This is a genomic window from Anaerofustis sp. LCP19S3_F7 (genome assembly GCF_052119445.1).
In the GTDB taxonomy this organism is placed as follows: domain Bacteria; phylum Bacillota; class Clostridia; order Eubacteriales; family Anaerofustaceae; genus Anaerofustis; species Anaerofustis butyriciformans.
The window spans coordinates 133,362-149,070 of the sequence record NZ_JBQKFF010000001.1; the positions used below are offsets into that span (position 1 = coordinate 133,362).

The 15,709-nt window shown below is 32.2% G+C and carries 10 protein-coding genes and 3 pseudogenes; all 13 read right to left on the reverse strand.

Annotated features, from left to right (window positions below; genetic code table 11):
• Nucleotides 1–67: 67 nt before the first annotated feature.
• Nucleotides 68–922 (reverse strand): hypothetical protein, encoded by an 855-nt coding sequence (locus ACTQYZ_RS00630; protein ID WP_441021315.1) that lies wholly within the window; start codon nt 920–922, stop codon nt 68–70.
• A gap of 12 nt (nt 923–934) precedes the next feature.
• A pseudogene (locus tag ACTQYZ_RS00635) lies at nt 935–1,530 on the reverse strand (potassium-transporting ATPase subunit C).
• Between the two features lie 16 nt (nt 1,531–1,546).
• A pseudogene (gene kdpB / locus ACTQYZ_RS00640) lies at nt 1,547–3,445 on the reverse strand (potassium-transporting ATPase subunit KdpB); the annotation flags it as partial.
• Nucleotides 3,446–3,524: 79 nt separating this feature from the next.
• Nucleotides 3,525–5,333, reverse strand: a pseudogene (gene kdpA, locus ACTQYZ_RS00645) (potassium-transporting ATPase subunit KdpA).
• Nucleotides 5,334–5,561: 228 nt separating this feature from the next.
• A complete protein-coding gene (gene carB, locus ACTQYZ_RS00650; RefSeq protein WP_441021313.1) occupies nt 5,562–8,786 on the reverse strand; it encodes a carbamoyl-phosphate synthase large subunit in 3,225 nt (1,074 codons plus the stop codon).
• Nucleotides 8,787–8,799: 13 nt separating this feature from the next.
• Nucleotides 8,800–9,858 carry a carbamoyl phosphate synthase small subunit gene (locus ACTQYZ_RS00655; RefSeq protein WP_441021311.1) on the reverse strand — a complete coding sequence of 353 codons (1,059 nt, stop codon included), beginning with the start codon at nt 9,856–9,858 and terminating at the stop codon, nt 8,800–8,802.
• A 12-nt stretch (nt 9,859–9,870) separates the two neighbouring features.
• Nucleotides 9,871–10,458: an orotate phosphoribosyltransferase gene (gene pyrE, locus ACTQYZ_RS00660; RefSeq protein WP_441021310.1), complete on the reverse strand. Its 588-nt coding sequence runs from the start codon at nt 10,456–10,458 to the stop codon at nt 9,871–9,873.
• 13 nt (nt 10,459–10,471) lie between these two features.
• Entirely contained in the window at nt 10,472–11,374 is a 903-nt protein-coding gene (locus ACTQYZ_RS00665; protein WP_441021309.1) for a dihydroorotate dehydrogenase, read from the reverse strand.
• 1 nt (nt 11,375) lies between these two features.
• Entirely contained in the window at nt 11,376–12,074 is a 699-nt protein-coding gene (locus ACTQYZ_RS00670) for a dihydroorotate dehydrogenase electron transfer subunit (protein ID WP_441021307.1), read from the reverse strand.
• Nucleotides 12,065–12,925: an orotidine-5'-phosphate decarboxylase gene (gene pyrF, locus ACTQYZ_RS00675; protein WP_441415818.1), complete on the reverse strand. Its 861-nt coding sequence runs from the start codon at nt 12,923–12,925 to the stop codon at nt 12,065–12,067. The genes ACTQYZ_RS00670 and pyrF overlap by 10 nt, the downstream gene beginning before the upstream one ends.
• On the reverse strand, nt 12,909–14,063 hold the full coding sequence (locus tag ACTQYZ_RS00680) for a dihydroorotase (RefSeq protein ID WP_441415819.1): 1,155 nt from the start codon (nt 14,061–14,063) through the stop codon (nt 12,909–12,911). Before ACTQYZ_RS00680 ends, pyrF begins: the two co-directional genes overlap by 17 nt.
• Before the next feature lie 8 nt (nt 14,064–14,071).
• Complete coding sequence (locus tag ACTQYZ_RS00685) at nt 14,072–14,506, reverse strand: aspartate carbamoyltransferase regulatory subunit (protein ID WP_441021303.1); 435 nt, start codon at nt 14,504–14,506, stop codon at nt 14,072–14,074.
• Nucleotides 14,499–15,425, reverse strand: coding sequence for an aspartate carbamoyltransferase (gene pyrB / locus ACTQYZ_RS00690; RefSeq protein WP_138267963.1), 927 nt, complete (start codon nt 15,423–15,425; stop codon nt 14,499–14,501). The genes ACTQYZ_RS00685 and pyrB overlap by 8 nt, the downstream gene beginning before the upstream one ends.
• Between the last annotated feature and the right edge of the window lie 284 nt (nt 15,426–15,709).

Consider the following 15,709-nt stretch of genomic DNA (forward strand, 5'->3'; position numbering starts at 1 on the left):
GCTAATATAGATATATTAACACTAAATTTATTTATTAAAAAATATTTTTTTACTGGAAATAATATCTTTAAAAAAGCTGTTCTGCGCTATCCCCAGTATTATAATCAAAGTAAAGTCTTTTACCATTTTTATCTTTTACATGGAAGTTGTTATTATCATAGCTGATACTTATATCCATATCATTAAGAGCAAGCCTTAAAGCTAGCTCCCATTCAAACAATGAATAAAGAATATCATTTTTGTACCTATTCATTGCATAGTCAAATTCCAATGGTGATATTTTTTCTCTTAGAAATACTAACCATAATTCTTTCATCTGCTCTATACTAAGTGAATCGATAAACAGTTCAGATTCATAAGGATTATCTATTTTAAGATATTTATAATAAGTCTCCTTATCCTCTTCTTCAATTCCCTCAAAGATGCCTGCTTTAAATTTCATTCTATCTAAAGCAATATAACTTTTTTTATAATTCAAATTTGAAAATAATTTATAGAAGTCATTTAAAAGACTATGCTCTTTTATCTCTAATTTTACGCAAACATCTGACATTTCATCAAAATCTTTACCTGAAATATTCATCTTTACCAACTTTACTTTTTCCTCTTTAGCATCATAATAAGATTCTAAAGAGGCAGATTCATTATCATTTATTGTTCCATAAATAGATAATGGATATTTATTTGATACAATTCCAATAATTATACCAAAATCATTAATGAAAGAATTTAGCGCAAAACAAGACTGTTCGTAATATATCCAAAGGAAATTTTCTTTATCTATTTTATAAACCTTTGGATTCATCTTAAGTTCATAACCTAAGCTATACACACATTCAATAAGCAAAAACTCTTCACTTATTTTAGACAAATTTTTAAAATGTAACTCCTGTTGATGTGCAATAATCTTATTATGCATCATTTATTCCTCCTTTTATTTTAGAATTCCGTCTAACATTAAGTTAACTTCTAACACATTAACTCTTTCTTCACCGAATATTCCAAGAAAACGACCTGTTGTGCATTTATCAATAATATTTCTTACTTGTTCTTCTGTCATACCATTATTTTTAGCTAGTCTTTTTACTTGATATTCTGCTGCCTCAGGTGAAATTTCAGGGTCTAGCCCACTTCCTGAGTTTGTTAGCAAATCCGCAGGAATAGGAGTATCTGCCATTTCTGGATGACTTGCTTTTATTTTATCAACTCTTTCTTGTATTGTTTTTCATAATCTTCACTTGCAGGAGTAAGATTAGAAGAAGCAGAATAAAGAAGTATCTTACCGTCTTTATATTTAAATGTTGTCGTATTTAAATTCATTATACGTCCCCACATATGATCTTCATCTTCATATTGTTGAGCCATAAATTCACTTCCCTATTTTACTCCGTTAACTTCAATTATGCTTCCGTTTGCTTTATCATTAAATAATACTTGGCATATACCTGTCATAACAAGAGTATATATAAGCCCACATAGTATTGTTGTTAATATAACAAATACAAATGATTTTTTAATTATACCTTTCATTTATCTTATTCCTCTCCTATAATAAACCAAGAGCAACAATAAAAATATCAATTATTTTTATACATATAAACGGTGCGATAATACTGCCAAGTCCGTAGATTAATAAGTTTCTTGTAAGAAGCTTTCCTGAAGATACTTCTCTATATTTTACTCCTTTTAATGCAAGAGGTATTAAAGCTATAATGATGAGTGCGTTATATATTATTGCAGAGAAAACAGCCGAATTTGCACTATGTAAATTCATTATATTTAATGCTTGTAATTCCGGATATAAGCTTAAAAACAACGCTAGAATAATCGCAAAGTATTTTGCAATATCATTTGCAATACTAAATGTTGTTAAGCTTCCTCTTGTCATAAGAAGTTGTTTAACTATTCTTACAACATCAATTAATTTTGTAGGAGAAGAATCTAAATCAACCATGTTTCCTGCTTCCTTGGCAGCTTGAGTACCAGAGTTCATCGCAACGGCAACATCAGCTTGAACAAGAGCAGGCGCGTCGTTTGTTCCATCTCCAGTCATGGCTACTAGGTGTCCTTTTCTTTGGAAATCTCTTATCATTTCAAGCTTTCCTTCAGGAGTTGCTTCTGCCAAGAAGTCATCCACTCCGGCTTCAGCTGCGATTGCTGCTGCGGTTAAAGGATTATCCCCTGTAATCATAATTGTTTTAATACCCATTTTTCTTAGGTTTACAAATTTTTCTTTTACACCTTGTTTGATAATATCTTTTAAGTATATTACCCCAAGTACTCTTTCATTTTTTGCTACCACAAGAGGAGTACCACCTTGGTTTGCAATTTTATTAACGGCTTCTTCTACTATTCGGCTGTAGTTTCCGCCTTTTTGTTTTACATATTCTTTAATCGTATCGGCAGCACCTTTTCTAATTTCAATACCGTCCATATTTACACCGCTCATGCGAGTTTTTGCAGTGAATGGAACGAATTCCATATTTAGTTCTTCAAGGTTTCTTCCTCTAAGTCCAAACTCTTTTTTTGCAAGAACTACAATACTTCTTCCCTCAGGAGTTTCATCTGCTAATGACGATAACTGAGCAGCATCGGCAAGTTCTTTAATATCAACACCTTCTGCCGGAATAAATTCACTTGCTTTTCTATTCCCAAGTGTAATAGTACCTGTTTTATCAAGCATTAAAATATCAACATCTCCAGCTGCTTCAATTGCTCTACCACTCATTGCAAGAACATTTGCACTGTTAAGTCTGCTCATACCGGCAATACCAATTGCAGAAAGAAGAGCACCTATTGTTGTTGGGGCAAGACAAACCAATAATGCTATTAACGATGTTATTGATGTTGGGTTTGCAACACCTTGTTGATTTGCTGAGAATAAAGAGTATCCATATAATGCTACAGTAACCAATATAAATATAATTGATAAAGCTGCCAGGAATACTTCCAAAACTATTTCGTTAGGAGTTTTCTTTCTTGACGCTCCTTCAACCATAGTAATCATTTTATCTAAAAAGCTTTCGCCTTTTTCACTTGTTACTTTTACAATAATCCAGTCAGAAATTACAGTAGTACCACCTGTTACAGCACTTCTATCTCCACCACTTCCTCTAATAACCGGAGCTGATTCACCTGTTATTGCACTTTCATCAACAGATGCAGCACCTTCTATAACTTCGCCATCAGCAGGAATTTGTCCCCCTGCTTTCACTATAACGATATCTCCTTTTTGTAGATTTGAAGAAAAAGTTTCTAAGATTTCTTCTTTTTTATCTGCTGAAGGTATTTTATAGGCTATAACATCTTACTTTGCAGCTCTTAGTGAATCGGATTGAGCTTTTCCCCTTCCTTCAGCTATTGCTTCTGCAAAATTAGCAAATATTACCGTAAACCATAAAATTATAGATATTCCAAAAATATATCCGCTTGGTGCATCTTTTATTTCAGGAAGCACCATTTTTTATCTTTTAAAGCACTTGTGTATTCATTATTTTTCATTTTCTTTTATTTCTCCTTCCTAACTATACAATCATTTCAAAGAACTCTGCTATAGGTCCAAGAGACAATGCAGGGAAGAAACTTAATGCTCCGACAATTAATACCATTAATATTAATAAGAATACAAACATCGCATTTAATGTCGAAAGTGTACCGGATGTCACAGCAATTTTCTTTTTCTTAGCTAAACTTCCTGCTATTGCAAGCCAAGCAGTCATTTGAACAAAACGAGCAAATAACATTACCAAACCTAAGTTTACGTTTAAGCATGGAGTATTTGCATTAAAACCTGCAAAAGCAAAACCGTTATTCCCTCCACAAGAAGAGAATGCATATATAACTTCACTTAAGCCATGAGCGCCTGTGTTATTTAAACTTTCAGCTGTTTGAGGAAGAATTGTTGCAATAAAGCTTCCCACCAATATTGCAATAGGTGTCGCCAAGCAAACAAGTACAGACATCCTCATTTCAAACGGCTCTATTTTCTTCCCTAAAAACTAAGGTGTTCTTCCAACCATAAGTCCTGCAACAAATACTGTTAAAATTGCAAATCCTAACATACCGTATAAACCACAACCGACACCTCCAAATATTACTTCACCAAGCTGCATTTGAAGCATTGGAATCATACCGTCCAATGGTGTATAACTGTCATGCATTGAGTTTACCGAACCATTTGAAGCAGCAGTTGTAAATGATGCCCAAGTAACGGAAGTTGCAATACCAAATCTTGTTTCTTTTCCTTCCATGTTACCCATTTGTCCATCAACTGACGTACTTACCGATTGATTTTGTGTAAATGCATGAGTTGAAGAATGCTCACTGTAAGCAGTTAAACCAAGACCGACTACTAGCATAATAAACATTGCCATAAATAAAGCAATACCTTGTTTTTTATTCTTAACATCTCTACCAAATGCAAAACATAAAGCTACAGGTATAAGTAGTAAAGATATCATTTCCAACATATTTGAAAACGGAGTTGGATTTTCAAGTGGATGAGCAGAGTTAACTCCATAATATCTACCACCATTTGTTCCAAGTTGTTTTATTGCAACTTGACTTGCTGCCATACCTAATGGAACAACTTCTTTTGTTACAATTTCAGCATCCTTAACTTCTTTTCCGTCTACATACACTTTATCATTTAAGATTTTTGCATGTTCTATTACTTCTCCTTCTGTTGTTACTGCAACAGGCTCAAGTAATGCTACTTCTTCATGGCCTCTCATTGTTTGAACAACACCTTGAGATGCAAGTCCTATTGTTACTACAATAGAAAGTGGAAGTAATATGTAAAGAATACTTCTTGTTACATCAACAAAAAAGTTTCCTATTCCATTACTTTTAACTCTCATTAATCCTCTTACAAGAGCATATAAAACAGCAATACCTGTTGCTGCTGATGTAAAGTTTTGAACTGTTAATCCTAAAGCTTGTGATAAATAACTTAATTTGGATTCTCCACTATACGCTTGCCAGTTTGTATTAGTTACAAAACTTGCAGCTGTATTAAAAGATAAATGCCAACTCATACCTTCTATCCCTTCAGGATTTAAAGGTAACAATGCTTGTGCACATTGAATTACAAATAGAAATATTAATCCAAAACCACTAAATGCAAGTGCACTAACAGCATATTTTTTAAACCCCATATCTTCATCTTTATTTATCTTTAAAGTTTTATAAATTAAGTTTTCTGCGGGAACTATAATTTTCGATAAAAATACCTTTTCACCATTCATTACCTTACTAATGTATTTCCCTAATGGGATTGCTAATCCCACCAAAATTACCAAGTAAAGCACATATTGTAAAATAGAATTACTCATTTATCTCTACCTCCTAATAGTAAAACAGCATAATATATAAGCATAGCTAATGCTGCCAACCCACTTATTCCTATAAGAAATGCCATTTTTAATTCCTCCTTTTTACTTAATAAAGTTTATCACTAAGAGAATTAAAATAGTATTAAGGAGATATTAGGAAGCATTAAGATTGTATAAAGATTTTTAATGCAACAAAAAAAGACAGCCTAAGCTATCTTTTTATTTTTATTAATAACTTGCAACATCTGTAATATCAAATTTATCATAATCTAAATCTTCACAGAATAATGTTGCTAAAGCAATTGCACTATCTATTGAAGTAACGATGCTTACTCCACATTCAACAGCACATCTTCTTATCTTAAATCCGTCTGTTTCTGAATCTGATGAGCTTTGAGGAGTATTGATTATTAAATCAATTTTATGATTTTTAATTACATCAAGAATACCAAGTTCTTTATGTTCTCCTTCGTAACCAATCTTATACACTTCAGTAACATTTTCTACACCATGTTCTTCCATGTATTTCTTTGTATTCCCTGTTGCAAAGAATTCATATCCAATTTCAGACATCTTTTTAAGAGATTCAATAAGTTCTTCTTTACTTTCATCATTTAAAGAAATAAGAAGTTTTCTTTTTCTTCTGCTTAAATCAAATCCTGCTGCAAGGAAACCTTTGTATAATGCTTCAAGGTAATTTTTACTTACACCAAGTACTTCACCTGTTGAACGCATTTCTGGTCCAAGGCTTACTTCAACGTTTGGAAGTTTTTCTGTTGAGAATACAGGTACTTTAATTCCATAATTTTCGCTGTCTTTATATACATAACTTCCATATCCCATTTCTTTAATGCAAGGACCAAACATAGATCTTACTGCCATTTCAAGAATAGGAACGTTTGTAATCTTTGTAATATATGGTACTGTTCTACTTGAACGAGGGTTAACTTCGATTACATAAAGTTCGTCTTTGAATACGATAAATTGGATATTTATCATACCTCTTACATCAAGTTCAAGAGCAATTTTTCTTGTATAGTCATATAATGTTTCTTTTATTTTATCACTTACATGAATTGTTGGATAAATTGTTACGCTGTCTCCTGAGTGAACCCCTGCTCTGTCAAGATGTTCCATGATACCAGGAACGAAAACATCTTCACCATCGCATACTGCATCAACTTCAAGTTCAAGACCATATAAATATTTATCAATAAGAACAGGATTTTTAGGGTCTTCTTTGATTGCGTTTGTTAGATATTTAACAAGACTTTCTTCGTCGTGGCAAATCATCATACCTCTACCACCAAGAACATATGAAGGTCTTACAAGTACAGGATATTCAATTTTATTTGCAGTTTCGATACCTTCTTCAACTGTAAATACACCTTTACCTGTTGGTTGTTTTACACCAAGTTTTGTAAGCATTTCTTCAAATCTTTCTCTATCTTCTGCTCTGTCGATACTATCTGGAGAAGTTCCAAGAATTGGAATATTTTCTCTTACGCACATTTCTGCAAGTTTAATTGCTGTTTGTCCACCGAATTGTAAAATTACTCCGTCAGGTTTTTCTTTATTGTAAATGTTAAGCACATCTTCATCTGTTAATGGTTCAAAATAAAGTTTATCTGAAATGTCGAAGTCTGTACTTACTGTTTCAGGGTTGTTGTTTACAACTATTGTTTCGATTCCTAATTGTTTTAGAGCATATACACAATGTACTGAGCTGTAGTCAAATTCAATACCTTGTCCGATTCTGATTGGACCTGAACCTATAACCATGACTTTCTTCTTGTCACTTACTACTACTTCATCTTCAGTATCGTATGTTGAGTAATAATATGGAGTATTTGCTTCAAATTCACCTGCACATGTATCAACCATTTTATAAACAGGATTAATATTCCACATTTGTCTCATTTCATATATATCTTTTTCTCTAACTCCCATTAAGAAACTAATTCCCTTATCAGAGAATCCTTTTTTCTTTAAATCAAGAAGTTCATCTCTTGTTAAAGTTTCTAAAGTTAGAGTTTTTAAATGTTCTTCTCTTTTTACTATTTCATTAATTTTATTTACAAAGAATAAATCAATACCTGTAATTTTACTTACTTGAGTTACAGAATATTTCATTCTAAGCATTTGAGCAAGAACAAAGATTCTTTCATCATCAGCTTTAAATACTTTATGTCTAAGTTCTTTTATAGGAATATCATTTACTTTATCATGTACTAAAGTATGTTTTTTAATTTCAAGAGAACGTATAGCTTTTAAGAAAGCTTCTTCAAAAGTTCTACCTATAGCCATTACTTCCCCTGTCGCCATCATCTTAGTACCTAAATCTCTTTTTGCATTTAAGAATTTATCAAATGGCCATTTAGGAATTTTTACTACAACATAGTCAAGAGCAGGTTCAAAACAAGCATAAGTTTCTTTTGTAACCGCATTTTTAATTTCATCAAGATAATATCCAAGAGCAATTTTAGCTGAAACTTTAGCGATTGGATATCCTGCAGCTTTTGATGCAAGAGCTGAAGAACGAGAAACTCTTGGGTTAATTTCGATTATTGCATATTCCATGCTGTCAGGATGTAGAGCAATTTGTACGTTACATCCACCTTCAATTCCTACAGCGTTAATTATATCTATAGATGCTGTTCTTAGCATTTGATATTCTTTATCTGAAAGAGTTTGACTAGGAGCAACAACAATACTGTCTCCTGTATGAATACCTACTGGGTCTATATTTTCCATATTACAAATTGTAATACATGTACCCTTGGCATCTCTCATTACTTCATATTCGATTTCTTTCCAGTTTTTGATACTCTTTTCAATTAAAACTTGAGTTGTCATTGAAAGAGCAAGACCGCTTTCTGCAATTTTTAATAACTCTTCTTCATTATTTACGATACCACCGCCTGTACCGCCAAGTGTATAAGCAGGTCTTACAACAACAGGATAACCTATATCAAGAGCCGCCTTTTTGGCATCTTCCAATGTGTTTACAATTCTACTTTCAATTATAGGTTGTCCAATTTCTTGCATTAACTTTCTAAATTCATCTCTGTCTTCACCTTTTATGATACCTTCAATACTAGTACCTATTACTTTTACTCCGTATTTATCAAGGATACCTTTATTGTGAAGTTCCATCGTTAAGTTAAGAGCGGTTTGTCCACCCATACCTCCAATGATTGAATCCGGTCTTTCTTTTGCAATTACTTTTTCCAAAGATTCAACATTTAAAGGCTCAATATATACTTTATCAGCTGTTTGTTTATCTGTCATTATTGTAGCAGGGTTAGAGTTTACAAGAACAACTTCTACCCCTTCTTCTTTTAATGCTTCACAAGCCTGAGTTCCTGAATAGTCAAATTCTGCAGCTTGACCGATAATAATAGGACCAGAACCTATAACCAATACTTTCTTTATATCATCTCTTTTTGGCATTTGTATATTCCTCCTATTCTATTACCTTTAAAAATTCGTCAAAAATATGAACGCCTTCATAAGGTCCTGGACAAGCTTCAGGATGGAATTGAATTGTAAATATCTTCTTATCCTTACATCTCATTCCTTCTATACTTCCGTCATTGATATTTCTATAAGTAACTTCTACCCCTTCAGGTAATTCATCTACTACATAACCGTGATTTTGACTTGTCATAAATACTTTTTCATTGTCTAAATTCTTTACAGGGTGGTTTCCTCCTCTGTGTCCAAATTTAAGTTTTGATGTCTTTCCTCCAAGCGCAAGAGACGCTAATTGGTGACCAAGACAAATTCCTATTATAGGAAGTTTACCTATTAATTTTTTAATTTCTTTTACACAATCAGGTAAATCGGCAGGATCCCCAGGTCCGTTTGATAAAAATACAGCATCAGGATTCATTTTTAGTATATCTTCCGCCTTTGTATCAAAAGGAACTACGGTTAAATTAACCCCTCTCTGTTTAAACATATTTATGATATTTGCTTTTATTCCATAATCTATAGCTACAATATGCTTTCCGTCTTTATCTCCTTTAACTTCAAATGGAGCTGAAGTCGAAACGCTGAATACACTTTTTGAATTATCAAATTCGTCAAGTATTTCGATAAGTTTTGTCTTTGGCATCATGTGAGTTGTAATCATTCCTCTCATAACGCCTTCGTTTCTAAGTACTTTTGTAAGCATTCTTGTATCTACACCGCTTATTGCTGTTATATCTTCGCTTTCCAAATAATCGGGAAGAGTCATTTCATTATTGAAATTATTTGGTTTGTTGCTTACTTCTTTTACAATAAAACCTCTTGCTTTACAGCAAGCTGATTGTTCATAATCAAAATTTACCCCATAATTACCGATTAAAGGATATGTCATTGTTACTATTTGACCATAATAAGAAGGGTCTGTAAGAATTTCTTGATAACCTGTCATTGAAGTATTAAATACAACTTCTCCGATAACTTTATCTTCAATCTTACCGAAAAGCTCACCTTCAAAGGTCATTCCATTTTCAAGTTGTAAGTATCCTTTCATTTTCTAACCTCTTTATTTACTTTTCTTAAAATCTCTGCTGCCAGGTTTTACAAGTTCAATTTTTCCCTCTTTACAAAGTGGACATTCTTCACTATCATAAGAAACAATGTTAAGTCTTATTGCAGAATAAATAGGAAGTGGGAAATCAAGATCTTCGCTTGTTCTGTTTACTATTGAACAAACACCAACCACTTCTGCTCCCATATCTTCTAATACTTTAACAGTTTCAAGTGTGCTTTTTCCTGTTGTGATAACATCTTCACTTATTAGAACTTTATCTCCTTTTCCTACAGTGAATCCTCTTCTAAGTTCCATGTTACCGTCTTTTCTTTCTGTAAAGATACTTTCTATTCCAAGTTGCCTCCCTAGTTCATAAGAAACTATAACACCACCCATTGCAGGTCCACATATTTTTGTAATACCTAAATCTTTTACTTGTTCAGCTACATCTTTTAATACTTCCGCTGCTTTATCAGGAAATCTTAAAAGTTTTGCACATTGTACATATTGATTTGAATGTCTGCCTGATGAAAGTAAAAAATGACCTTCCAAAAATGCTTCTGTTTCTTTTAAAATTTCTTTTACTCTTTGTTCACTCATTACATACTCTCCTTTATACTATTCCTATAAGTTCACTTATATTGTTTATATTATTATTCTTTAGATATTTATCTAAATCATCTCTTATTTCAATCATTACCATCGGATTAGCAAAAATTGCACTTCCAACTCCTACTAAAGTCGCTCCTGCCATTATAAATTCAAGAGCATCTTTATAATTGCTTACTCCTCCGTAAGCAAGAATAGGAATTTTTATTTCCTTTGCAACCTGATGAACCATTCTAAGAGCAATAGGTTTTATTGCACTTCCCGATAACCCTGCATAAACATTATCAAATACAGGTTTTTTCTTATTTATATCAATAGCCATTGCAAGAAATGTATTTGTTAAACTTACAGCATCAGCACCGCCGTCTTCCACTGCTTTTGCAACATCTGTAACACTTGGTGCATTTGGCGATAATTTAACGATAATAGGATATTTTGACTTTTCTTTTACCGATTTTGTAATATCATATGCACTTGCAGAATTCATACAAAAAGCCATTCCGCCTTCCTTAACATTTGGACATGAAATGTTAAGTTCTATAAAATCAAGTTCTTGTTCATTTAAAAGCTCAATACCATCAAGAAAATCTTCCTTGCTGTGAGCCCCGAAATTTACTATAACCCTGCTTTCGGTAGAATTCATATAATCAAGTTCATTTTCTATAAATTTTTTAACCCCGGGGTTTTCAAGTCCTATACTGTTTATTACTCCGCTTGGAGTTTCCCAAATTCTAACTCCCGTATTACCGGGTTGAGGATTTAAAGTAAGCCCTTTTGAGCATATACCACCAATTTCTTTTACATCAAAAAACTCGCTGTATTCTCTTCCAAAACCAAAAGTTCCGCTTGCGGCAACCAATGGATTATTAAATTCTTTACCTAAGAAATTTACTTTTAATCTATCCATTTTAGTATACCTCGCTTCCTTTAAATACAGGACCGTCTTTACATACTTTTTTATTTCCGTTTGGTGTCTCAACATTACATCCAAGACAAGCTCCTACACCACATGCCATTCTGTTTTCTAATGAAACATATATTTCTCTTCCTGCTTTTTTAGCAAGATCATATGCGCTTCTCATCATAATATCAGGACCGCATGTAAAGTAAATATCATCCTTTATAAAATCAACTTTATGAGTTATTATTCCGCCTACATCAACTATAACTTCATCTGCAATTTTCTTAAAATCATCTACAAGATAATCTTCTTTAGTAAAACCAAGATATACTCTTATTTTTTTATCAGGATATTTATTTCTTATTTGTTTACATAGATAATATAAAGGAGCAGTTCCTATACCTCCGCCTATTAAAGTAACATCTTTTTCGATATTTTCTATATCAAACCCGTTACCTCTTGGACCAAATAAGTCAAGTTCCATTCCTTTTTGAAGAGTCTTAAAGTACTTTGTACCCTCTCCTTTTACTTGATATAAGAAAGTTATCCCTTCTTCATCTATATCATGAATACTTATAGGTTTTGCAAGAAATGTATTTAAAGAGCGAAGCATATAAAACTGTCCTTCTTTTCCTTCAAACTTTCCTTCAAGTTTCATCATATAGATATCATCTTTTATTTTTTCATTAAATAATACTATAGCCATTGTCCTATATCCTCTTGCATATCTTTTACGGCTTTTAACGTAAGTTCAGTAAAGTTTTCATCTTCAATTTTACCTTTATGTGCAGATATAATTCCTCTTGATGAATTAACAACTCCGCAGATATCGTCTTTGAAAATTTCCGCAATATCTTTTCCTGTTCCGCCTTGAGCTCCATATCCCGGAATTAAGAAGAATGCTTTTGGCATAAATTTCTTTACTTCTATAAATTCTTTAGGATAAGTTAGACCTACAACAGCTCCGACACTGCTGTATCCACATTCTCCTACAAAGTCGCTTCCCCATTCATCAACGTATTTAGCCATCTTTTCATAAACTTTTTCGCCATCTTTTACTTCTAAGTCTTGAATTTGATGTCCGTTTGGATTTGATGTTTTTACTAAAACGAAAAGCCCCTTGCTTCCATCTTTCATATAGTCAAAATATGGGCTAATTGCATCAAGTCCCATATATGTGTTTATAGTAATAAAGTCAGCTTCAAAGTCTCCTTTAAAATGACCGTCAGCATACATTGCAGCAGTTGAAGAAATATCTCCTCTTTTTATGTCTGCAATTACAATTCCGTCATTTTCTCTTATATATTTAAGTGTTTTTTGATATGCGTTAAGCCCATCCATTCCAAGAGCTTCATAACAAGCAATTTGAACTTTATAACAAGCTACAATATCTTTTGTGGCATCTATTATAGCTTTATTAAACAAGAAATATTTTTCTCCTAAAGATATATCCATGTTGCTTATATATTCAGGTAAAAAAGCTTCTTTTGTATCAAGACCCAAACATACAGCCATGTTTTTCTTGCTTCTTTCATATAGTTTATCTATCAGCTTCATATTTCTTTTCTCCTCCGACAAATGTCATTAAAACTTTGCCCTTAATTTTTTCTTTATCAAAAGGTGTGTTGTTTGATTTTGAAATAAATTCGTCTTTGTTTATAATTCCTTCATAATCAGTATCAACAACAACCAAATCTGCATCATAACCTTCTTTGATTAAACCTTTGTTTAAACCTATTTTTTTTGCCGGATTTAAACTTATCATTTCGCTTAATTTATTTATGCTGATATCATTATCAAAGAATACTTTATAGTACATAGAAAAAGCAACTTCGATATTATCAATTCCCGGAGCTCCTTTTTCTTTGTCTTCTTTTGAATGAGGTGCATGGTCTATTGCAAGAATTTCTATATCATTATTTTTGATTCCTTCTATAAGAGCCATTCTGTCTTCAGGTGTTGCAAAGGAAGGATTTACTCTGTAAGAAAGGCTGTCTGCAAATAAATGATGAGGTGCAACTTCACAGCTTACCTTTAATCCTTTTTTTCTTGCTTCTTTTATAAGTTCCAATGATTTCTTTGTACTTATATGACACACATGAAGATTTCCGCCAACTTTTTCAAGAAGCTTCATATCCCTTTCGATTATTTCTTCTTCAGGTTGACAATGAGTTAGTAAATGGAAACCATATTCACTAGATTTTTTCAAAGCCTCTTCCATAAATTCATCACTGAAAATTGTTTTTCCGTCATTTGAGAAAAGATTTGTATATTTCATGTTTTCTTTAATATCTACAAACTCTTTATCTTCAAGGTCTTTTCCGATTGCACTAATTTGAATTACTTTATTTAGATCTACTTTTTCGGATTTTTCCTTTACATATTTTAAAACTTCAGTATTATCACAAACAGGTTTTGTATTTGCCATTGTGCAAACAACACTATATCCGCCTTTAACGCTTGCTTTCATACCGGTTTCAATATCTTCTTTATAGGTATAACCAGGGTCTCTAAAATGAGAATGCATATCTATAAAGGCAGGAAGTAATGCTTTCCCTTTTAAATCAATTACTTCACAGTTCGTTTTATCAATATCTTTTCCGACTTTTATTATTTTTCCATCTTCAACCAAAACATCTTCCTTTATGGTTTTGGTTGCATCAATTAAAACACCGCCAGTAAATAATGTTTTCATATCTCTCCTTATTTATGTTCAACCAATGTTGTTTTTGAATCGCAATAAGAACATCTGTATTCTCTTTTTTCTGCATTTGCAAGATAGAATTTAATGTTATCAACTTTTTCATATTGTGTTATACATCTTGGATTCTTGCATTTTAAAATACCCTCTACAACTTCAGGTAGTTCAGGTTGAACTTTTTTTACTCTTTTTCCATCTTTAATGTAGCTTACAGTAATGTTTGGGTCAATTAATCCAAGTATTGTAAGGTCAAGTTTTAAGTCTGTTTCTATTTTTATAATGTCTTTTCTTCCCATTTTATGACTTGGAATATTTCTCATAAGAACAATAACATCATCTATTTCATCAAGTTTAAGTTGTTTAAAAACTTCATAACCATGGTTTACTTTTATATGGTCAATAACAATACCTTGTTTTAACATTGAAACATTAATCATCTAAACTTACCCCCAATAATTTCATTATAAGAGCCATTCTTACATACATTCCAAGTCTTCCTTGCATAAAGTAAACTGCTCTTTTATCACTATCAACATCTGTTGAAATTTCGTTTACTCTTGGAAGTGGATGCATAACTATCATATCTTCTTTTGCATTTTCAAGTTTTTCTTTTGTAAGTATGAAGTAATCTTTAAGCCTTAAATATTCTTCTTCGTTTACAAATCTTTCTCTTTGTACTCTTGACATATAAAGTACATCTAAATCACCTATTACTTCATCAAGAGAATTTGTTTCAGAATATTTAACTTTTCCTTCGATTTCCTCTTTAATATATTCAGGCATAGCAAGTTCTTTTGGAGAAATAAATACAAACTCTATATTTTCATATCTTGACATTGCTTTTACCAAAGAGTGAATTGTTCTTCCAAACATCAAGTCTCCACAAACACCGATTTTTAAATTATTAAATCTATGTTTATAGTACTGAATTGTAAGAAGGTCTGTTAATGTTTGTGTAGGATGTTGATGTCCACCGTCTCCTGCGTTAATTACAGGAACACTTGAATGTTCGCTCATAAGCTTTGCAGTACCTTCTCTTGGGTGTCTTGCAACGATAATATCAACATAATTTGAAATTACAACTGTTGTATCTGCAAGAGATTCACCTTTTGATGTACTTGATGTATTCGGATCGGAAAAGCCAAGCACATTTCCGCCTAATCTATACATGGCTGCGTCAAAAGAAAATTTTGTTCTTGTTGACGGCTCATAAAAAAGGCTTGCCAATAATTTCCCATGACATACGTTAACATACTTCTTTTCGTCTTTAAGAATATCATTAGCAAGCTCAAATATTTCATCTAATTCTTCTACTGTAAAATTCGTTGGCTCAATCAAATTGCGACCTTTTAACATTGTTTTATACCTCCGATATTTATAAAAAAATACCTGCACTTAGGCCAGGTATTCGCAAAAAATGCATAGCTTGTCCATCAAGCTACTCATAAATCGGATATAACCTTTTTAGCCTCTCGTGCTAAGTTAAAAGTATTTTTGTTTATTATATAAAATTACACTAATAAAGTCAACGAAATATGCGTTTAATTTAACATATAATAACGTTTTAATTATATTAATTTTTATTTCTTTTTTTATCTTTAAAAAATTTTTTTCTTACAAAATTAAATGTATTTTTTGAT

Bases quoted from the DNA above. Each gene is read 5' to 3' on its own strand.
- ACTQYZ_RS00630 (WP_441021315.1), bottom strand. From the start codon at position 922: ATGATGCATAATAAGATTATTGCACATCAACAGGAGTTACATTTTAAA.
- ACTQYZ_RS00655 (WP_441021311.1), bottom strand. From the start codon at position 9,858: ATGAAAGGATACTTACAACTTGAAAATGGAATGACCTTTGAAGGTGAG.
- pyrF (WP_441415818.1), bottom strand. From the start codon at position 12,925: ATGAAGCTGATAGATAAACTATATGAAAGAAGCAAGAAAAACATGGCT.
- carB (WP_441021313.1), bottom strand. From the start codon at position 8,786: ATGCCAAAAAGAGATGATATAAAGAAAGTATTGGTTATAGGTTCTGGT.
- ACTQYZ_RS00665 (WP_441021309.1), bottom strand. From the start codon at position 11,374: ATGGATAGATTAAAAGTAAATTTCTTAGGTAAAGAATTTAATAATCCA.
- ACTQYZ_RS00685 (WP_441021303.1), bottom strand. From the start codon at position 14,506: ATGATTAATGTTTCAATGTTAAAACAAGGTATTGTTATTGACCATATA.
- pyrB (WP_138267963.1), bottom strand. From the start codon at position 15,425: ATGTTAAAAGGTCGCAATTTGATTGAGCCAACGAATTTTACAGTAGAA.
- ACTQYZ_RS00670 (WP_441021307.1), bottom strand. From the start codon at position 12,074: ATGGCTATAGTATTATTTAATGAAAAAATAAAAGATGATATCTATATG.
- pyrE (WP_441021310.1), bottom strand. From the start codon at position 10,458: ATGAGTGAACAAAGAGTAAAAGAAATTTTAAAAGAAACAGAAGCATTT.
- ACTQYZ_RS00680 (WP_441415819.1), bottom strand. From the start codon at position 14,063: ATGAAAACATTATTTACTGGCGGTGTTTTAATTGATGCAACCAAAACC.